17 protein-coding genes are annotated in these 19,172 nt (G+C 71.2%); 9 read left to right on the top strand and 8 right to left on the bottom strand.

Going from position 1 to position 19,172, the window contains the following annotated elements:
• The first annotated feature begins 102 nt into the window (after positions 1-102).
• Positions 103-1,488: a carboxylesterase family protein gene (locus tag AB0M80_RS40995; RefSeq protein ID WP_364575725.1), complete on the top strand. Its 1,386-nt coding sequence runs from the start codon at positions 103-105 to the stop codon at positions 1,486-1,488.
• Between the two features lie 45 nt (positions 1,489-1,533).
• Here the strand turns inward: AB0M80_RS40995 and AB0M80_RS40990 are convergent, their stop codons facing one another.
• From AB0M80_RS40990 to rnhA, 4 genes are all read right to left on the bottom strand, one after another.
• The gene (locus AB0M80_RS40990; RefSeq protein ID WP_364575723.1) at positions 1,534-4,605 is read right to left on the bottom strand and encodes a carbohydrate-binding protein; all 3,072 of its coding nucleotides are present in this window, start codon (positions 4,603-4,605) and stop codon (positions 1,534-1,536) included.
• Between the two features lie 126 nt (positions 4,606-4,731).
• Positions 4,732-5,427, bottom strand: coding sequence for a hypothetical protein (locus AB0M80_RS40985; protein ID WP_364575721.1), 696 nt, complete (start codon positions 5,425-5,427; stop codon positions 4,732-4,734).
• 127 nt (positions 5,428-5,554) lie between these two features.
• Entirely contained in the window at positions 5,555-5,953 is a 399-nt protein-coding gene (locus tag AB0M80_RS40980) for a YchJ family metal-binding protein (protein ID WP_364575719.1), read from the bottom strand.
• A gap of 32 nt (positions 5,954-5,985) precedes the next feature.
• Positions 5,986-6,447, bottom strand: a complete 462-nt coding sequence (gene rnhA / locus AB0M80_RS40975; protein ID WP_364575717.1) for a ribonuclease HI — start codon at positions 6,445-6,447, stop codon at positions 5,986-5,988.
• A 74-nt stretch (positions 6,448-6,521) separates the two neighbouring features.
• Between rnhA and AB0M80_RS40970 the strand changes: the two genes are divergently transcribed.
• The 5 genes from AB0M80_RS40970 (at position 6,522) to AB0M80_RS40950 (ending at position 10,083) form a co-directional block, all read left to right on the top strand.
• Positions 6,522-7,226: a Crp/Fnr family transcriptional regulator gene (locus AB0M80_RS40970; protein ID WP_364575715.1), complete on the top strand. Its 705-nt coding sequence runs from the start codon at positions 6,522-6,524 to the stop codon at positions 7,224-7,226.
• Positions 7,227-7,336: 110 nt separating this feature from the next.
• A complete protein-coding gene (locus AB0M80_RS40965) occupies positions 7,337-7,504 on the top strand; it encodes a hypothetical protein (RefSeq protein WP_364575713.1) in 168 nt (55 codons plus the stop codon).
• A gap of 233 nt (positions 7,505-7,737) precedes the next feature.
• Complete coding sequence (locus AB0M80_RS40960; RefSeq protein ID WP_364575711.1) at positions 7,738-8,676, top strand: hypothetical protein; 939 nt, start codon at positions 7,738-7,740, stop codon at positions 8,674-8,676.
• 7 nt (positions 8,677-8,683) lie between these two features.
• Positions 8,684-9,280, top strand: a complete 597-nt coding sequence (locus AB0M80_RS40955) for a hypothetical protein (protein WP_364575709.1) — start codon at positions 8,684-8,686, stop codon at positions 9,278-9,280.
• A 20-nt stretch (positions 9,281-9,300) separates the two neighbouring features.
• The gene (locus AB0M80_RS40950) at positions 9,301-10,083 is read left to right on the top strand and encodes a DUF1684 domain-containing protein (protein ID WP_364575707.1); all 783 of its coding nucleotides are present in this window, start codon (positions 9,301-9,303) and stop codon (positions 10,081-10,083) included.
• A 27-nt stretch (positions 10,084-10,110) separates the two neighbouring features.
• Here the strand turns inward: AB0M80_RS40950 and AB0M80_RS40945 are convergent, their stop codons facing one another.
• The 3 genes from AB0M80_RS40945 to AB0M80_RS40935 form a co-directional block, all read right to left on the bottom strand.
• Positions 10,111-10,596: a hypothetical protein gene (locus AB0M80_RS40945; protein WP_364575705.1), complete on the bottom strand. Its 486-nt coding sequence runs from the start codon at positions 10,594-10,596 to the stop codon at positions 10,111-10,113.
• A 111-nt stretch (positions 10,597-10,707) separates the two neighbouring features.
• Positions 10,708-12,690, bottom strand: a complete 1,983-nt coding sequence (locus AB0M80_RS40940; RefSeq protein ID WP_364575703.1) for a UvrD-helicase domain-containing protein — start codon at positions 12,688-12,690, stop codon at positions 10,708-10,710.
• A gap of 94 nt (positions 12,691-12,784) precedes the next feature.
• Positions 12,785-13,462, bottom strand: coding sequence for an MBL fold metallo-hydrolase (locus AB0M80_RS40935; RefSeq protein ID WP_364575701.1), 678 nt, complete (start codon positions 13,460-13,462; stop codon positions 12,785-12,787).
• Positions 13,463-13,572: 110 nt separating this feature from the next.
• Between AB0M80_RS40935 and AB0M80_RS40930 the strand changes: the two genes are divergently transcribed.
• Positions 13,573-14,778: an acyltransferase gene (locus tag AB0M80_RS40930; RefSeq protein ID WP_364575699.1), complete on the top strand. Its 1,206-nt coding sequence runs from the start codon at positions 13,573-13,575 to the stop codon at positions 14,776-14,778.
• Positions 14,779-14,864: 86 nt separating this feature from the next.
• A complete protein-coding gene (gene uvrA / locus AB0M80_RS40925) occupies positions 14,865-17,726 on the top strand; it encodes an excinuclease ABC subunit UvrA (RefSeq protein ID WP_364575698.1) in 2,862 nt (953 codons plus the stop codon).
• A 3-nt stretch (positions 17,727-17,729) separates the two neighbouring features.
• Here uvrA and AB0M80_RS40920 read toward each other — a convergent pair whose 3' ends face one another.
• Positions 17,730-18,308, bottom strand: a complete 579-nt coding sequence (locus AB0M80_RS40920; RefSeq protein WP_364575696.1) for a fibronectin type III domain-containing protein — start codon at positions 18,306-18,308, stop codon at positions 17,730-17,732.
• A 220-nt stretch (positions 18,309-18,528) separates the two neighbouring features.
• Between AB0M80_RS40920 and AB0M80_RS40915 the strand changes: the two genes are divergently transcribed.
• Positions 18,529-19,032 (top strand): hypothetical protein, encoded by a 504-nt coding sequence (locus AB0M80_RS40915; protein ID WP_364575694.1) that lies wholly within the window; start codon positions 18,529-18,531, stop codon positions 19,030-19,032.
• Positions 19,033-19,172 lie beyond the last annotated feature (140 nt).

Genomic DNA, 19,172 nt, shown 5'->3' with positions numbered 1-19,172 from the left:
ACAACGGCTCCGGACACCACTTCTCCACATCGCTCATCGTTGATCAACAATATCGCCTACCCCACAACACCCCCAAACGAGATGCGGTCTTAGGCTGGCCGCGTGACGACGGTGGAGATCGCGGCCGGCGCCCTGCGCGGGACCGGACGGGACGGGGTCAGGACCTTCCTCGGCGTGCCCTACGCCGAACCGCCGGTGGGGGACCTGCGCTTCCGGGCTCCGCAGCCCGTGACGCCGTGGTCCGGCGTCCGGGAAGCCACCGGGTGGGCACCCCGCGCGCCGCAGCCGGAGCTGACCGGCCGCGGCTTCACCGGTGACGAGGACTGCCTCTACCTGAACGTCTACGCCCCCGCGTCGCCCGGTTCGTACCCGGTGCTGGTGTGGATCCACGGCGGGGGCGGCGTGCTGGGCGCGCCGCACCAGTTCGACGCGTCCGCGTACGCCCGCCGGGGCGTGGTCGTCGTGACCGTCGCCTACCGGCTCGGCGTGCTCGGGACGCTGCACCTGCCCGGCGTCGCCGACTCGAACCTTTCGCTGCGCGACCAGGTTGCCGCGCTCGAATGGGTGCGGGACAACGTCGGCGCGTTCGGAGGCGATCCGGGCCGCGTCACGCTGGCCGGGCAGTCCAACGGCGGCCGCACGGTCGGGACGCTGCTGGCCGTGCCCGCCACCCGCGGGCTGGTCCACCAGGCGATCGTGCAGAGCGGCACCGGCGTCGGCTCGGTCGTGCACACCCCGGCCGAAGGCGCGGCGATCGCGTCGGCGGTCCTGAAGGAACTGGACGCTTCGCCGGACGACCTGGCGGCGTTGCCGGTGACGCGAATTCTCGAGGCGCAGCAACGGGTTTCGGCGACGTCCGGCACCAAGGTGACCTACCGCGTGGTCGTCGGCGACGAGCTGCTCCCGCAGCGGCCCTCGGACGCCGTCCGCCCGGTCCCGCTGCTCATCGGGACGACGGCCGACGAGGAGGACCTGTTCAGCTGGCTGCAATCGGGCGGCGCGAAGCTGCTGGGCGTCGGCTCGACCGTGTTGGACGCCGACCAGGTCGAAAAGGCCGTCGCGGCGTATAACGACCTACTCGATTGGCCGGAGGACCGGATCCGCAACCGCGCCCTGACCGCGGGGGACTGGTGGATCCCGGCGATCCGCTTCGCCGAAGCGCAGCCGGACGCCTGGATGTACCGGCTCGACTGGCGGATCGCCCCGCGCGGCAAGGGGCTCGGCGCCGCGCACGGGCTCGACCTGCCGCTGGTGTTCGACGACATCGGCAACCGCAACTGGCGGTTCCTGTTCGCCGGGCGCACGTTCCCGGCCGAGCGCATGCAGGCGATGGCGACGGAGATGTTCGACGCCTGGGTCCGGTTCATCGCGACCGGGGAGCCGGGCTGGCCGCGCTACTCCCCGGCGGACCGCGTCACGCACCTGTTCGACGACGTCTCCACGACGGTGTCCGACCCGGACCGCGACCAGCGCCTCCTCTGGGCATGACCGAGGGCGGCACTTTCACGTGAAAGTGCCGCCCTCGGTCCGGATCTAGAGGGTGATCTTGTCGACGTTGGGGCCGCCGTCGGCGGTCGTCGCGGTCGCCTTGATCCTGTTCGTCCCGGCCGTCAGCGTCACCGGGACCGTGACCGTCTGCCACGTGTCCCAGTTCCCCGTGCCGCCGAAGGCCACCCCGGACGCCACCTTCGTGCCGTTCACCGAGATGTCCATCGGCCGGTTGGCCGTGGTGCCGTTGGCGAACCGGAGGACGACGTTCGCGGGCCCGGCGGCCGCCGCGGTCACGGAGAACTCCACCGCGCTGCCGGTCGCGTTGTCGTAGTTGACGAACCCGGTGCCGGTGAAGCCGGTGTGGTTCGACTCCGCGACGCCGCTGGTGATCGCCGCGTCCTCGGCTTGGTAGTCCACCGGGTCGCCCGGGCCGGCCGAGCCGTCCGCGGGCACCGTCTTCGTCCCGGTGTTCCAGCCCGCGATCCGCACGGACGGTTTCGCGCCCTTGAGGTCCGCGGTCCGGTACGTCGCGGTCAGCGTGGTCGACTCGCCCGGCCAGAGGCTGACCTGGTTGTCGGTCCACCGCACCGGCAGCACCGGAGTGCCCGCCGCGCCGACCACGTGCGCGTCGACGAAGAACGCCGGCACCTTGCCGCCGGTGCCGTTCTTCAGCGTCACCTTGGTCGTCGTGGTGCCGTCGGCGCCGGCCACCGAGTTCGCGGTCGTGTCGACGGTGACCTGCGCCAGGTTGTTCAGCCCGGACAGGTCGGCGTACGACGTCGTCGGCGTGTAGTACCAGTCGCTGTTGGCCCAGTCGAGCGTGTCGGCCTTGGTGGACAGCCAGTAGACGTTCCGGCTGACCTCCTTGCCGGCCGCGTCGGTCAGGACCAGCTTCGCCAGGTACGTCGTCGACAGGCCGCTCACCGAGCCGATGGTCAGCGCCGTGGTCTTCGCGCCGTCACCGCCCACCGAAACCGTCTTGGCCTGGTTGAACTTCTCGGTTCCGTCCAGGTTGTAGAGCTTCACGGACGCGGTGAGGTTCGCCGCCGCGTCGTGGTTGTGGTTGACCACCACGACGGACTTGGTGTCGTACGAGTACTGGATGTGCAGCGGCTCGTTCGCCTTCTTGGCCCCGAAGTACGAGCCGTTCTGGTCGAGGTAGGCGTCGAACAGCTGCCAGTGCAGCGACGTCCAGCCGCTGTTGAGCATCCAGTAGATGATCCCGGTGGCCGGGTTCGAGCTGTCGCTGAAGTTCCGCGAGTGCGACTCGAACTCGGCGCGGACGTTCTCGTACTGCGCCAGCTGCGCCTTCCGGACGAAGTCGGTCAGGCTCGCCGGCTTGCCGTAGCGGCCGGTGAGCGCGTCGCCGAAGAGCTTCAGGTTGGCGAACGTCGACGACGACGACCGGTGGTACTGCGCGGCCGACGGGTTCTTCCACAGCGTGTCCAGCTCGCTCGAGGACATCATCCGCTTGAGCGTGTCCATCGTCGGGATGTCCGGCCCGGCGCTGGTCTCGGAGTTGAAGCTCCACGCGCCACCGCTGTCGGCGTGCGCCTTGTCGTACCAGTAGTTCGGCGGGACGTAGTCGTACGGCCCGTTCATCTTCATCCCGGACGACCCGAGCTGCGGCGACGACTTCGCCGACGCGGCCGGGACCACCGGGGTGGCCCAGTCCGCGGCGGTCAGCGCGTCGAGGTAGTTCTTCTCGATCGTCGCGTCGGGAGCGAAGTCGCTGCCGATGAGGAACGAGATGACGCTCGGGTGGTCGCGCAGCCGCTCGGCTTCCGCGGTCATCGACGCCTTCGCGACCGGGTAGTCCGCTGCGGTCCAGGGATCACCCTTCTCCTCGCCGTTGACCTGGCCCTCCCACTTGTCGCAGCACTCCCAGCCGGGCAGGGTCAGCACGCCCATCCGGTCGGCGAGGTCGAAGAACTCGTCGGGCTCGATGTGCCCTTCCAGGCGCACGGTGTTGAGCCCGAGGTCCTTGACGTAGGCCAGCTTGTCCGCAGCCGCTTGGGCGTTCCAGCGCAGGAACAGGTCCGGCGAGTAGCCGCCGCCCTTGATCAGCAGCGGGCGCCCGTTGATCGTGTACGCCCGGCCGCCGCTCGAGTTCTTGTTCGCCGTCACCTGGCGGACGCCGAAGCTCGAGTGCGAGGAGTCCGACGCCGTGCCGCCGACGCTCGCGGTCAGGTCGAGGTCGTAGAGCGGCTGCCCGCCCATCCCGGCCGGCCACCAGACCTGCGGGTTGTCGATCCCGATCACCGGGAACGTGACGGTCTTCTTCTCCTTCGCCGCCAGGGAGACCGCCTGGCTGATGGCGCGCCCGGCGACCGTGCCGGACACCGTCGCCGTCACCGCGTTCGCCGAGTCGTTGCGGACGTCGGCCTTCACCGTGAGGTCGGCGTGGCCCAGCGACGGCAGCTTGGTGACGACGTGGCCGCCGCGCAGCGCCACCGGGCCGCTGCGGCGCACGAGGACGTCCCGCACGATGCCCATGTTCTGGTCCGGCGGGGTCTGTGCCCAGTCGATCCAGCCCATCGACAGGTCCTTGTTCGGGTCGTTCGGGTAGACCTTGAACGCGATGCTGTTGGTGCCGGCCTTCACCTGGGCGGTGATGTCGAGGTCGTGGCGGGTGTAGGCGCCGTTGACCTGGGTCTTGTCGGCGATCCGCGTCCCGTTGACCCAGACGTCGGCCTTGGACAGCACGCCGCTGAAGTCCAGGTGGGTCCGCTGGGTGGGGTCGGTAAGGGTGAGGTCGGTGCGGTACCACCACGGGACCTGGAAGTCCGCGGCCGGCACGTTCTTCATGTTCGTCGAGTAGAAGGGGTCGGCGTACTTGCCGTTCGCCAGCAGCCCGGCGTAGACGGTCGACCGCGGGCCGACGGGGTACCAGCCCGCCGTGTCGAAGCCGGGCTTGGAGACCGCGGAGTCGTCGCCGACCTTGGCGGACGTCTGGATCAGGAAGCCGGGGACCGCGGTGGCCGGCGCCGCGGCGGCGACCACCGCTCTGGCCGGTTCCTGCCCGGTCGCGGCGGGGACGGTCGCCCCGGTCACCGCGACGGCCAGCGCGGCTGCCGCGAGGAGGATCCGGGTTCTTCTCTGCCGATAGCTCACTAGCGCGCCTCCTAGGCACCCACGGCGGCGAGGGACATCAGGGCATCGTTAGGGAACTTTCCTAACAATTGCGGACGATAGTAGCCGCCCGGTCACGCCGGGAACAGGGGCGTTTCGCCCGGTCGCTCAGCCGCGGGCGGCCTGCCAGGCCGCGGCGGCACGCAGGGCCAGCAGGAGCGGCAGGGAGCCGTCTTCCCAGATCCGCTGCGGCAGTGCCCCGCTGAGCGGGACACCGCGGTCCAGCGCGGCGCCGATCGCGGGGAGGTCGACGTCGAAGAGCGTCAGCCCGGCGCTGTAGAGCCGTTCGCCGCTGACCGGGCGGCGCCGCGCGACCTCGGTGCTGTCGACCGCCAGCTCGGTCAGGCCGAAGAACTCAGGCTTGGCCCCGCGCTCCATCCAGCGCGCGAACCCGACGAGCCTCGTCGAGCGGATGTCGACGGGTCCGAGGCCGCTTTCCTCGCACGGTTCGCGTTCCATCCCGGCGCGGATCGCGCCGTGCAGCAGCCGGTGGGGACGGCCGTCGGGCGTGCGCAGGTCGCGGGGCTCGAGCGAGCCGCTGCCCGACGGTGCGAGCAGCAGGCCGCTGACGGAGTCGAGCGACGACTGCCGGACGGTGACCAGCTTGCCGTCGCTGGTGAACGCCACCGTGGAGACGCCGACGAGGTCGGCCAGCGTGCTGCTGCTCAGCTCGCGGAGGGCGCCGTCGGTGTCGGTGAGCTCGGCCTTGCGCAGGTCGTACTCCTCGCCGGTGCCGGCGCGGGTGATGCGGAGCGTGCCGAAGTAGTCCGCCTTCGCGCGGGCGCGGCGCGTCAGTTTTCCCATCGCCGCACTGTTTAGCACGACGGCGGTGGTGCGTGGGGCCGGTTTGCCGATCCGGCCAAAAGCAAGCCGACCCCCGCGCGGCACGTAACTGTTGCCACGAAGCTATTCGGCCATGACTGTGGTCGGATCAGTAACGATCGGCGCTGGACGCTTCCGCGTCGAGGTAGACCCAGTGGCCGTCGTCACGCCGGAACCGGCTGTTCTCCTCGAGGAAGCCGTCGCGGCCCTGGTGGCGGTAGTGCGCCCGGAACTCGACGGTGCCTTCGGCGTGCAGCAACCCGCCACCGGTGCGGCCGAGGATCTCCAGCCGCGTCCACTCCTGACCGGGATCGAGCGCCAGCCGCCGCGGCCGGGTGTCCGGGTGCCAGGTGCGCAGCAGGTACGCGGCGTCGCCGACGGCGAAGGCGCTGAACCGCGAGCGCATCAGCAGTTCGGCCGTCGGCGCGGCGAGCCCGCCGTCGTGGAACCGGCCGCAGCAGGCGGCGTAGGACTCGGCGAGGCCGCACGGGCAGGAGGCGGGAGGCACCCGGGCATTGTGCCACGACCGTCCACTTCGGACTAGGTGGCGCCGGCGAGTTTCCCGGTCTCCCGCGCCTCCTGGGCACCGCGCACCGCTAGGCGGTCGGCGCGCTCGTTCTCCGGGTGCCCCGCGTGGCCCTTGACCCACAGCCATTCGACCTGGTGTTCGCCGACCGCCGCGTCGAGGCGCTGCCACAGGTCGGCGTTCTTCACCGGTGCGCGCGCCGCCGTCTGCCAGCCGTTGCTCTTCCAACGGGGCAGCCACTGCGTGATGCCGTTGCGGACGTACGTGCTGTCGGTGTACACGCGCACCTGCGATGGCCGGGTCAGGCTCTCCAGGGCGCGGATCGGCGCGGTCAGCTCCATCCGGTTGTTCGTCGTCGGGGTGGCTTCGCCGCCGTACAGCTCGCGTTCGTGCTTGCCGTAGCGCAGCACCGCGCCCCAGCCGCCCGGTCCGGGGTTCCCGCTGCACGCGCCGTCGGTGTAGATCTCCACGTCCACGCGGCGACCCTACCGGTCGCGATGCTCGCCGAACGCCGCCACGCCGGGTTACGGTGGTGATCCGGAGGGGAGCGATGAGCGGGCACGACGACACGGCGGAGGGGGCGCTCCTGGCCTACCTCGCCGACGCCGATCGCGAGTACCTGCTCGCCCGGGGCACCCGCCGCCGGTTCCGCGCGAACGACGTCGTCCTCATGGAGGGCGACCCGTCCGACCACGTCCACGTGCTGGTCGCCGGCTGGGTGCGCGTCTCCACGATCGTCGAGGACGGCCGCGAGGTGCTCTTCGGGCTGCGCGGCCCCGGCGAGGTGCTGGGCGATCTCGCGGCGGTCACCGGGCGGCCGCGGTCGGCGTCGGTGCGCGCGATCGAACCCTGCACCGTCTTCCAGCTGACCGGCGCGGAGTTCGTCGATGTGCTGCACTCCCGGCCCGCGATCGCCATCGCGACGATCAAGACCGTCGCGGCCCGGCTGCGCAACGCCGAGTCCGCCCGGGTCGACTCGGCCGCCTTCGACGTCAGCCGCCGCGTCGCGGTGGTCCTGGTCCGGCTGGCCGAGGAGCACGGCCGGACCGTGCCGGAGGGCGTGGTCGTCGACGCGCTGTCGCAGGAGGACATCGCCGCGCAGATCGGCGCGGCCCGGCGTACCGTCGCACGAGCGTTGCGCGTGCTCCGGGAACGCGGGATCGTCGAGACCGGCCGGCGCCGGTTCCTCATCCGCGAGCCCCGCGTCCTGCGCGCCTTCGCCCGTTCTGAGCCAAACGGCACACACCACCCGTGACAGCGGGCATCTGAGCGACGCCGCCGCCCGGCGATGCTGGAGTCCGGCCGGAAAAGAATGCGATGCCGCCGGCCGGATTTCATTTCCAGCGAGGTCGGGGAGTCCTTGTCGTGAACGTCTACTGCAAGATTTTGACCCTGGTGAAATCGGTCTTCGCCGCGTTCGTGGTCGGTGCCGTCGCGGGCTTCGTCGCGGCCACCGGAAGCGCGACGGAGCCGGCCGCGCCGACGTTCCACGGCTCCGCGCCCCTTTCCGCCTCGGCCTGGGTACAGCGATGAGGAGGTGTGTCTGATGGAGAGCCACTCGATCTGGGCCCTGATCTTCGGGGCCGCCTGACCCGTGGTGGAACCCGGCCGGCCGACTCGTGGGGGGCCGGCCGGCCGGGCATTCCGCAAATGCCGATGTCCGTGATCTGTCCTGCTTTTGCGGAACTGCCGCTGGTAACGTGGACATTTATTCCGCAGGGGAACGCAAGGGGGGTGGGACGACGGAAGAGCACACTTTCCCGTTCGTGCGCGAGCTGAACGAACTGCGCCGCGGCCGCGGTCTCGACGCGGCCGACCTGCACCAGCGGATCGGCCCCTGCCTGCGGGCGGCGTGCGCGATCACCGAAACCGACCAGCCCGCGGCCGCACGCCAGAAGCTCGTGCTGCGGCTGACCGAGCTGTGCGGGCGGCTGCCGCCGGACCTGAAGCTGGCCGCGCTGGCGGCGCTCGGCCTGCACGAGGAAGCCGCGGGGGAGTTCCTCGACCGGCGGATCTCGTGGCTGGCCAGCGTCCTCGACCGCGACCCGCGCACCGCCCGCCGCCGGATCGACCTCGCGTTCCGCCGGCTCGACGAGCTGCTCGGCGCGCCCCCGCCCCGCGGTGACCTGCACCCGCTGGCCGGCTGGTACGTCGAGTCGATGAAGGCGATGCTCCGGCTCGACCGCGACCCGCCGGAACTGCAGGAGGAGCGCCGGATCGTCGCGGAGGTCGACGAGCTCGACGAGCTGGTCCTGCCGTTCAGCGTGCCGGCCGAACCGGGCAGCGACCCGGTGCCGGACATCACCGCGGACGCGCTGTTCGGCGGCGAAATCGTCGAAGCGCGCCAGGTTTCGGCGAGCCACGCGCAGTTCGTCATGCGGCTGCCGAACCCGCTGCGGCTCGGCCAGCGGCACGAGTACGGCATCCGGTTCACGCCGCGGCGCACGGCACTGCGGCCGTACTACGCCATGACGTCGCTGCGCCGCTGCGAGCAGTTCTCGGTGCGGGTCCGGTTCGACCGCGCCGCACTGCCGTCGCGGGTGTGGCGGCTCAACGGCGTGCCGGGCCGGGTGGTCGACGACGGCGCCGACTCGGGCGACGCCCTGACCGTCAACCGGGTCGGGGAGGTCGGGCTGGAATTCCACGACCTGCACCAGGGCCTGAGCTACGGGCTGCAGTGGTCGTTCGACCCGCGGGAGGACTGAGGCCGCCATGCGGACCGGCGCGACCGTCGTCCGGATCGGGATCGTCGCGCCGGGCCGCGGCCGCACCGCCCGCGCGGTGCACCTCGGCGTCACCCTCGACGGGGTACTGGACGAGGTGTTCGACCGCGTCCCGCGGCCGTACCGCACCCCGGTGTGGCACCGCAGGCCCGAAGGCGACCACACGACCCTGCTCATCCCGCCGTCGGTGCCGCGGCGGTGGGTCGCGACGGGCCTGGTCACGCTGCTGGGCGAGGCGCTGCGGCGCCGCAACCGCCACCTCAACGAGTTCGGCAGGCTGCGGCTGAGGCTGGCGGCCGACCACGGCGACGTCGTGCTGCGCCCGCCGTACCTCGGCGGCCCGGCGGTCGCCCTGGCGGCGTGGCTGTGCGAGGCCGACGTGCTGAAGACGGCGTTGGCGGCGACGCCGGAAGCCGACCAGCTGCTGATCGTCTCCGACCGGTTCCACGCCGCCCTCGACGGCGGCCCGGCGTTCCGGCGGGTCGTCGTCCCCGCCGGCGGCGAGCGGGAAATCGCGTGGCTGCGGGTGAGTCCGGATGCTGGGACGCGGAATAGCGGGGCGGGCGGCGGGTTGGCACCGTCGTAGCCGAGGAGAAGGGGCCCGCGATGAGCACGTTCACGCAGGACTGGCAGGAGTGGAAGGCCCGGCGCGAGGCCGATCTCGCCGAGCCGCACGGCTGGCTGGCGCTGGTTTCGCTGGACTGGCTGACCGACGCCCCGCGGGAGTACCCCGGCATCCCCGGCCGCTGGTGGCAGGACGCGGACGCGGCGTACGTCGACCCGGCCGGTGCTTCGCTGGCGCACGAGGGGGAACCGATCACCGGCGGCCGGCGGTTCGAGCTGGTCAACAGCGGCGCCGGCACCCGGGTGCTCGCCGGCGACGTCGAGATCGAGGTGGCCCGTCGCTCGGGGTACCTGATCCGCGTCCACGACCCGAAGGCCGAGGTGCTGCGCGAGTTCCGCGGCGTCCCGGCGTACGAGCCGTCGCCGTCCTGGGTGCTGTCGGGGCGGTTCGAGCCGTTCGACTCGCCGCGGCCCACGACGGTCGGCGCGGTCGTGGAGGGCCTCAGCCACGTCTACACGGCGCCGGGTGTGGTCCGCTTCTCCCGCGATGGGGTGTCGCACACGCTGACCGCGTTCAACGGCAAAGACGGTGGGCTCAGCATCCTGTTCACCGACGGGACGAGCGGGGTCACGACGTACGCGGCCAACCGGTCGCTGCCGGTCGGGGCGCCGGCGGCGGACGGCTCGGTGACGCTGGACTTCAACCGCGCGGTGAACCTGCCGTGCGCGTTCACGGACTTCGCGACGTGCCCGCTGCCGCCGGCGGGCAACCACCTGCCGTTCGCGGTCGAGGCGGGGGAGAAGACGCCGTACGAGCGCGAGTGACCGCGGGGCCACTCGCGCCCGGTCCGCTCAGCGGGCGACGTCGATGACGATGCGGTTGGGCGCGGTGAGCGTGAAGACGTTCACCGCGGTCCGCGACCGCACGCCGAGCCCGACGGTGAGGTGCGCCTCGAAGTCCCCGGTGACGGCGACGGCCATGACGTTGCTCAGGTTCCGCGTCCGGAACTTCTGCGGCCCGGTGTAGGTGGGGTTCCCGTTGGCGTCGTGCGCGGCCGCGGGGGTGGCGCTGACGTTGATGAAGTACTCCCCGGTGAGCCACACGATTTCCCCGCTCGGGTCGGCGGTCAGCTCGTCGACCAGCTGGTACGAAACGGCGGGCGCGGGGCCCGCGCCGAGATCGAGCACGACCCGGTCGAAGCCGGTGTTGAGCCCGGTCCGGATGTTCGTGAGGGCGGGGATGACGGGAGCGGCGGCCTGGGCCGGCGAGGCTGCGGCGAGGATCCCGCTTCCGGCGAGGAGCAGGATGACGGCGGCGAGCGGCTTCGTTCTGGACATGGGTGGGCCTCCTGACGGAGAGAACCGAGGGAAGTCCCAGCGCTGGGTTTACCGGGAGACGCCCGGTTCGTCCGGCGCGTTGCCCGGCGGCCGGCTTTGACGCCCCAAGCGTTACCCGGCTGCTCCGGACGTGTCCGTGCCTTCCGTGAGCTCTTCGACGACACCCCACCAGAGGAAGTCGCGGGCCCGCGTCGCCGCGACGAGGCGCTGCCGGTCGCGCAGTTCCGAGGCCTCGTCCGCGGCGGCCACGTTTTCCCCCGGCTTGCCGGGGAATTCGACGACCAGGACGGCTTGGAAGTCGAGCCCCTTCGCCCGGTGCACGGTGCCGACCTTCAGGTGGTCGTCCGGCGCCCCGGAATAGTCGTCGAGGGACAGGGCGGGGATTTCGGCCTCGCGCAGGATCCTTCGGCACCGCACGACGTCCTGGCGCTGGAAGAGGATCAGCGCGGTCTGCCCGAGCTGGGCCGGCAGGGCGGCGATCCGCCGCGTCAGTTCGGCCGCGAGCTCCGCCTCGGTGCCGCGCCAGGACACCGCGGTTCCGCCGGTGTTGCCCGCTTCCGCGTTCTTCAGGGCGACCCCGGACGCGCCGTCGAGGTCGTCGACCTCGTTGCGCGCGTCGAACCGCTGGGCGAAGCTCAGGACCTCGGCGCGGTTGCGGTAGTTGACCCGCAGCACCTCGCCCCGGCCCTGGACGGGGATGCCCGCGTCGGAGAGCCGCCACCCGCCCGGGTAGACCTGCTGCTGGCCGTCGCCGACCAGGAGCAGCTGGTTCGGGCCGGTGCCGGCCAGCTCCTTGAGCAGCCGGAGCCCGTTGAGGGTGATGTCCTGCACTTCGTCGACGACCACCGCGGCGTAGCGGGTTTCGAGCGGCTGCCGCCGCAGCTCCGCGAGGGCGATGTCGATCACGTCGTTGTAGTCGTGCAGGCCCCGCTCGGCGAGCATCTCCTGGTACGTCTCGTAGAACTGCCACACCGCGGCCTTCTGCTCGGGACCCAGCCGGACTTCGCGCCCTCGCCGCACCGCCGGCCGGCGGTACTCCTCGAGCGTGGTGAACCCGCGTCCCTTGATGACCCGGTCGATCTCGGTCCGCCAGTACTCGTCGTGCCGCTCGATCGGCTCCAGCACGGCGCGGTGCCGCGTCCAGGCGCGGCTGAACGCGGTCCGCACCCCGCGCGGGTCGACGTCGACGGTCCGCCCCCGCCCGGTCAGGAAGCGGCGCACCCAGGCGTGGAGGTGGGTGAACTCCGCCCGGCCGTCGAATTCCGGGGCCAGGCGGCGGAAAGCGGCTTCGTGGACCGGCGGGAGGGTGCGCACGAACGTCGTGAACAGCAGCGGGCCGGCGGTCCGCCGGGCGACGTGCCGCAGCCGGTGGAGCGCGACGACGGTCTTGCCGGTCCCGGCCGGCCCGCTGATCCGCGCCGGCCCGCGGTAGTCGCGGGTCACGATCGCCCGCTGGTGCGGGTGCAGGAAGGTCAGCCACGAGTCGAAGGGACGCAGCTGAGCGGCGGCGACCTCGGCCGCGACGAGGCTCTCGCCGTCCAGGAACCCGTCGGCCGCCTCGCCGTGCCCGGGCGCTTGAACGCGCAGCGGGACATAGCCCCCGAGGATTTTCCCGGCCTGGTCGCCGATCGCTTCGACCTGGGTCCGGCTGAGGTGCGGGGCGGTGCGCTTGAACAGCCGCGCCAGTTCCGTCTCCGCGAGCACCCGGAACGGCCCGGCGTCCGGGACCGTCCTGGCCCGGGGACCCGGGGTGATCAGGACGAAGTGGACGGCGCTGCCGGTCAGTTCGCGCCCTCGGCCGTCCCGGATGCCGGCACAGCTTTCTTCGGCGTGCCGCACGAGCTCGTGCAGGCCGGGTCGTTGCGGTGGACCGGCGGCGATCGTGATGGCGAAAAGGCCCTCAGGGCCGATCAGGAAGGCGTCGGCGGCCGGTCGCGTGTCCGATCGCACGAACAGGCGCCAGTTGCCCGCGGTTTCGACCAGCAGCCCGGTGAGTATCCGGCGCCGATCGGCGTCGAGCTGCGGGATGTTCTCCTTCAGCAGCGCCGAAGCCTGCTGCTCGAGCACCCGCTTGGCGTGCTTGGTGAGACGCACCGACCCTCCCCGCCGTGACTTCCGGTAGCCAACGTATTCCGGACTGTCGTCGGCGACGGGAGGTCGGTGTCATCTCACCCGAATGTCGCAGGGATCACCAGCCGCGCTCGCGCCACTCCGCCAGCTTCGGCCGCTCCGCGCCCAACGTCGAATCGTCGCCGTGGCCCGAGTAGAACCACGTCTCGTCCGGCAGCTCTCCGAAGATCCGCGTCTCGACGTCGTCCAGCAGGGACTCGAAATCCGAAGGCGACGCCGTCTTCCCCACCCCGCCCGGGAACAGCGAGTCGCCCGTGAACAGGTGCGGGATGCCGGCCGGGTCGCGGTACAGCAGCGCGATCGATCCCGGCGTGTGGCCCCGCAGGTGGATCACCGAAAGGGTGACCTGGCCCACCGACAGCGTGTCCCCGTGCTCCACGAGGAAGTCCGGCGGTACCGGCAACGGCGAAGCGTCCAGCGGGTGGGCCGCGGTGTTGGCGCCGTTCGCACCGGCCACCGCGCCCAGCGCCTGCCAGTGGTCCTGGTGCTGGTGGGTCGTGACGACCGTCCTCAACGCAGGCCGGTCCGGGCCGTGGCCGATCAGGTCGGAGATGCGCTCGGGGTCGTTCGCCGCGTCGATCAGCAGGGCCTCGTTCGACTCCCGGCACACCAGGAGGTACGCATTGTTGTCCATCGGGCCGACGGACAGCTTGGTGATGGTCAGCGCGTCCAGGGTCCGCCGGGTGGCGTCGCCGCCCGGGTCGACGTGCCCGGTGTAGGTCTCCACGATGTTCACCGTGCACACGGTAGTCGTTTCGCTCCAAGCGGTTCCACCCGCACAAGCGCTCGGGCGCCCCGCCACGTAGGCTCACGGCGAACCCCGCCAGCCCCGACCTCAGGACGACCGTGCCCACCTCCCCGACGCCGCGCCGGATCAGCTGGGACCTCCTCCGCGTCGTCGCCGTCTTCGCGGTCATCCTCGGGCACGTCACCCACCAGGGCGCGCTCCTGCACCCCGAGCTCACGGGGTACCCCGTGCGGGTGACGGCGCAGTTCGGGGCCGCGATCCTGCTGGTGATCTCCGCCTTCTTCGTTTGCGCCGGCCTCCGCAAGGGCAATCCCCGCCGGTGGCTGTGGAACCGCGTCGCGCGTCTCGTGCCCGCTTACTTCGTCGCGGTCCTGGTGACCTACGTCGTCACGCGGTGGGCTGCCATCTCCTTCAGCGGCCTGCCCTACCCGCCCGGCCTCACCGGGTTCCTGTTCGGCGTGCCGCAGGGGCCGCCGTCGAACCCGTCGCCGTGGTACATCCCGACCGGACTGGACCTGGTCGCCAACCTCGGCATGGTGCAGGAGTGGGGCATCCGCTCGGGCACGTTCTACTACCTCGACGGCTCCTACTGGACGCTGCCGGTGCAACTGCTGGCCTTCACCGGCGCGGCCCTGCTGTGGCCGCGGTCGTGGCGCACCCACCGGCTGACCGTCGCCCTGCTGTGGGCGCTGATCCTGGTGCCGCTCGCGCTGCGGTTCCTCGTCTTCGCGCCGGGGACGGCGAGCCCGGTCTTCGAGACGTTCTACTACGGTCTGGGGCTGCACCGCCTGCACGTCTTCGCCATCGGCGTCGCGGTCTGGCTGTGGGCGCAGCGCCGGCTCGGGACCTGGCACATCGCGCTCTTCGTCGCCGCCGCCGTCGCCGCGCAGGACCTACAGGTCTTCCCGTTCCACGTCGCGCTGCCGCAGGACGCCGAACGCTGGCCGTCCACGATCGGGTTCACCGTGCTGATCCTGCTGGTCTGCCTGGCCGCCCGCGGCCCGGACTGGCGGTGGCCCGGGCTGGCGAGGATCGCCCCGGCCGTCAGCTGGCTGGCGGGCATCTCGTATGGTCTTTACCTGGTGCACCAGGAACTGGGTTACATCCTGGCCCGCGAGCTCGTCGACCTCGGCCTGCCCGGCTGGCTCCGGCTCCCGCTGGTCGTGGCCGCCGCCGTCCTGGGCGGCTGGGCGGTCACCGCGTGGGTGGAACGGCCGGTCCACCGCCGGCTCACCACGCGCCGGAAGCCCGAAGAACCGCAGGTCAAGGACGCGGAACCAGTTTCTGTCGGTGGTGGCTCGTAGCATGGTCGGCGGCCACCCGTGCAGTCTGACACCGGGTCGGCGACCGCAGCTGAGAATGACTGAGAATGACCTGAGAGGACCCTGGCGTGGCTGATCGCCTCGTTGTTCGCGGTGCCCGCGAGCACAACCTCCGCGGCGTGGATCTCGACCTGCCCCGCGACAGCCTGATCGTGTTCACCGGCCTGTCCGGGTCCGGGAAGTCGAGCCTCGCCTTCGACACCATCTTCGCCGAAGGGCAGCGCCGGTACGTCGAGTCGCTGTCGGCGTACGCCCGCCAGTTCCTCGGGCAAATGGACAAGCCGGACGTCGACTTCATCGAGGGCCTCTCGCCCGCGGTGTCGATCGACCAGAAGTCCACTTCGCGCAACCCGCGGTCGACTGTGGGCACGATCACCGAGGTCTACGACTACCTGCGGCTGCTCTACGCCCGCGCCGGCAAGGCGCACTGCCCCAAGTGCGGCGAGCCGATCAGCAAGCAGACCCCGCAGCAGATCGTCGACCAGGTGCTGGAGATGGACGAAGGCGTCCGCTTCCAGGTGCTCGCGCCGGTGGTGCGCGGGCGCAAGGGCGAGTACGTCGACCTGTTCGAGAACCTGCAGCAGCAGGGCTACGCGCGTGTGGTCGTCGACGGCACGGTGCACGCCCTCACCGATCCGCCGAAGCTGAAGAAGCAGGAGAAGCACCAGATCGGCGTGGTCATCGACCGCCTGAGCGTGAAGTCGAGCTCGCGCCAGCGGCTCACCGACTCGGTCGAGACGGCGCTGCGGCTGGCCGACGGCCTGATCGAGCTCGAGTTCGTCGACCTGCCGGAGAACGACCCGCACCGGATCCGCGGCTTCTCCGAGAACCTGGCCTGCCCGAACGGCCACCCCCTGGCGATCGAGGACCTCGAGCCCCGCTCGTTCTCCTTCAACTCGCCGTACGGCGCCTGCCCCGAGTGCACCGGCATCGGCATCCGCAAGGAGGTCGACCCGGAGCTGGTGGTCCCGGACGACGAGCTGTCGCTGGCCGAGGGCGCGATCGCGCCGTGGTCGGGCGGGCAGAGCGCGGACTACTTCATCCGGCTGCTCGAGTCCCTTTCGGAGACCATCGGCTTCCGGATGGACACGCCGTGGCGCCGCCTGCCCGCGCGGGCCCAGAAGGCCGTGCTCCACGGCGTCGACGAGCAGGTGCACGTCCGCTACAAGAACCGCTACGGCCGCCAGCGGTCGTACTACGCGGCCTTCGAGGGCGTCATCCCGTTCCTCGAACGGCGCCAGGAGCAGACCGAGTCCGAGTACATGCGCGAGCGGTACGAGGGCTACATGCGCGAGGTGCCGTGCCCGGCCTGCCAGGGCACCCGGCTCAAGCCGGAGATCCTCGCCGTCACGCTGCAGCACAAGACCCGCGGTGACATGTCCATCGCCGAGGTCTGTGCGCTGTCCATCGCGGAGGCTTCCCAGTTCCTCGACGAGCTGGAGCTGGGGCAGCGCGAGACGATGATCGCCGGCGCGGTGCTCAAGGAGATCCAGGCGCGGCTGCGCTTCCTGCTCGACGTCGGCCTGACGTACCTCTCGCTCGACCGCGCGTCGGCGACGCTGTCCGGCGGCGAGGCGCAGCGGATCCGGCTGGCGACGCAGATCGGTTCGGGTCTCGTGGGCGTGCTGTACGTGCTCGACGAGCCGTCGATCGGCCTGCACCAGCGCGACAACCACCGGCTGATCGAGACCCTGACCCGGCTGCGGAACCTCGGCAACACGCTGATCGTCGTCGAGCACGACGAGGACACCATCCGCTCCAGCGACTGGGTGGTCGACATCGGCCCGGGCGCGGGCGAGCACGGCGGGCACATCGTCCACAGTGGACCGTACAAGAAGCTGCTCAAGAGCAAGGATTCGCTGACCGGGCAGTACCTGTCCGGCCGGCGCAGAATCGAGGTGCCGGCGATCCGGCGGCCGATCGACAAGAAGCGGCAGCTGACCGTCGTCGGCGCGCGCGAGCACAACCTGCGCGGGCTGGACGTGTCGTTCCCGCTCGGCTGCCTGGTCGCGGTGACCGGCGTCTCCGGCTCGGGTAAGTCGACGCTGGTGAACGACATCCTCGCGACGGTGCTGGCGAACAAGCTCAACGGCGCCCGCCAGGTCCCGGGCCGGCACACCCGGGTGAACGGCCTGAACAACGTCGACAAGCTGGTGCGCGTCGACCAGTCGCCGATCGGGCGGACCCCGCGGTCCAACCCGGCCACCTACACGGGTGTCTGGGACCACGTGCGGAAGCTGTTCGCCGCGACCACCGAGGCGAAGGTCCGCGGCTACCAGCAGGGCCGGTTCTCGTTCAACGTCAAGGGCGGCCGCTGCGAGGCGTGCGCCGGTGACGGCACAATCAAGATCGAGATGAACTTCCTGCCGGACGTCTACGTCCCGTGCGAGGTCTGCAAGGGCGCGCGGTACAACCGGGAAACCCTCGAGGTGCACTACAAGGGCAAGACCGTCTCGGACGTGCTCGACATGCCCATCGAGGAGGCCGCGGAGTTCTTCGAGCCGATCAAGGCCATCCACCGCCACCTGCAGACGCTGGTCGACGTCGGCCTCGGCTACGTCCGGCTCGGCCAGCCCGCGCCGACGCTGTCCGGCGGTGAGGCGCAGCGCGTCAAGCTGGCCAGCGAGCTGCAAAAGCGCTCCACCGGCAAGACGGTGTACATCCTCGACGAGCCGACGACCGGCCTGCACTTCGAGGACATCAACAAGCTGATCGGCGTGATCAACGGCCTGGTGGACAAGGGCAACTCGGTGATCGTGATCGAGCACAACCTCGACGTGATCAAGACCTCCGACTGGATCATCGACATGGGCCCCGAGGGCGGCTCGGGCGGTGGCATGGTGGTCGCCGAGGGCACGCCCGAGTACGTCGCCGAGGTCGAGGGCAGCTACACGGGCGAGTTCCTGCGGACGGTGCTCAAGGCCGAGTAGCGGCTACCGCTCCTTGCCGGTGGTCTGGTGGACCACCGGCGAGAGCGGGCCGTACCGCACCGCCCTGAGCCGGTAGGCCGCCATCTCCTCGCCGGGCAGGAGCGACAGCGCGCAGGTCGTCGTGTCCGGGTCGGTCACCTCGACCGGGTCGAATTCCGGCGCGCCCGGGCGCCGCATCTCCAGGAGGAACCCGGCTTCGTCCGGTGACCGGTCGGCCCAGGTGAACGTCACCGTGTCACCCGAAGCCACCGCGTGCAGCCCCGTCGCGTCCGGAGCCGCCGGTGCGCCCGCCGTGGTCTCCGCCGAGACCGGGCCCGAGAAGGGCTGCACCCGGTAGTGGAACGGCGTCTCCGGGATGAGGTCCGGGTGGTGGTAGCTCGTCGCGTGCGGTGGGAGGAACCGCAGCGTCGTCCAGGGGCCGGCCGGGGCGTTCGCGTATTCGACGCGGTGCCCGGCGCCGTCGTCCGGCCACGTGAGCACCACGTCGGTGGGTGAAGTCAGGGTGGCCGTGAGAGCGGGCGCGGGCGCTGCGGAACAGCCCGCGGCCAGCAGTGCCACGAGGACGAGGGGTTTGACGGACACGGCGGCTCCCGGGACGGCGGGGCGGCGGTGCGAACGCGCTCAGCTTAGGAACCACGCCCGCACGGCGACAAGATCGTGCCGATCACCGGGACGCACCAATCCGCCCGCGCCGCGGCGTCGAATGGCGCGAAACCGGCTGAACCGTTTTTCGCGACCGTCCGTGTTTGAGGTGTCGAGGTCCGCCGGACGGCGGTGCCGCCCTCACCGAGGAGAGAACGTCATGAACCGTATCCGGCCGGTCGTCGTCAGCGCTGTGGCGCTGTTCGCCGTCGCCACGTTGTCCGCCTGCGGGGAGATGGCCGACGGCGCCCAAGGGCCGGCCCACGGTGAAGCGGGGCACAAGATGCTCGCCGTCGCCACGGTCAACGGCGTCGGTGCGGTGGTCACCAACGCCGACGGCAAGACGCTCTACCGGTTCGACAAGGACCTCTCCCAGCCGCCGACGTCCAACTGCGACGGTGAGTGCGCGACCCAGTGGCCGCCGATGCTCGCCGGGGTGGCCACGCCGATGCTCAAGGGCATCCAGGACACCCAGGTCGGCACCGCGACCCGCAAGGACGGCAGCAAGCAGATCACGCTCAACGGCTGGCCGCTGTACGAGTTCGCGGGCGACAAGGCCGCCGGGGACATGAACGGCCAGGGCGCCAACGGCACGTGGTTCGCCGTCGCCCCGGACGGCAGCAAGATCACCGCGGGCGGCAAGGCCGGCGGCGCCGGATCCTGACAGACGACGGTTTTCCGGGCAGAACGAGGAAGGACGGGCAGCCGATGAACACCATGGTCGCGCTGCGCTCGACGCACGCACCGCCGGTGGCCCTCAGGCTTGCAGTACTGTCCTCGCCGACTCAGAACACCGTCGGGAGG

This window comes from Amycolatopsis sp. NPDC051045, assembly GCF_040682955.1.
Lineage (GTDB): Bacteria > Actinomycetota > Actinomycetes > Mycobacteriales > Pseudonocardiaceae > Amycolatopsis.
Note: the sequence above shows the minus strand (reverse complement) of the source record. Positions and strands in the feature narration are given on the sequence as shown.

Excerpts from the sequence above, each read along its gene's own strand:
- AB0M80_RS40950 (WP_364575707.1), top strand. The coding sequence starts at position 9,301 with ATGAGCACGTTCACGCAGGACTGGCAGGAGTGGAAGGCCCGGCGCGAG.
- AB0M80_RS40985 (WP_364575721.1), bottom strand. The coding sequence starts at position 5,427 with ATGGGAAAACTGACGCGCCGCGCCCGCGCGAAGGCGGACTACTTCGGC.
- AB0M80_RS40970 (WP_364575715.1), top strand. The coding sequence starts at position 6,522 with ATGAGCGGGCACGACGACACGGCGGAGGGGGCGCTCCTGGCCTACCTC.
- AB0M80_RS40955 (WP_364575709.1), top strand. The coding sequence starts at position 8,684 with ATGCGGACCGGCGCGACCGTCGTCCGGATCGGGATCGTCGCGCCGGGC.
- AB0M80_RS40915 (WP_364575694.1), top strand. The coding sequence starts at position 18,529 with ATGAACCGTATCCGGCCGGTCGTCGTCAGCGCTGTGGCGCTGTTCGCC.
- AB0M80_RS40945 (WP_364575705.1), bottom strand. The coding sequence starts at position 10,596 with ATGTCCAGAACGAAGCCGCTCGCCGCCGTCATCCTGCTCCTCGCCGGA.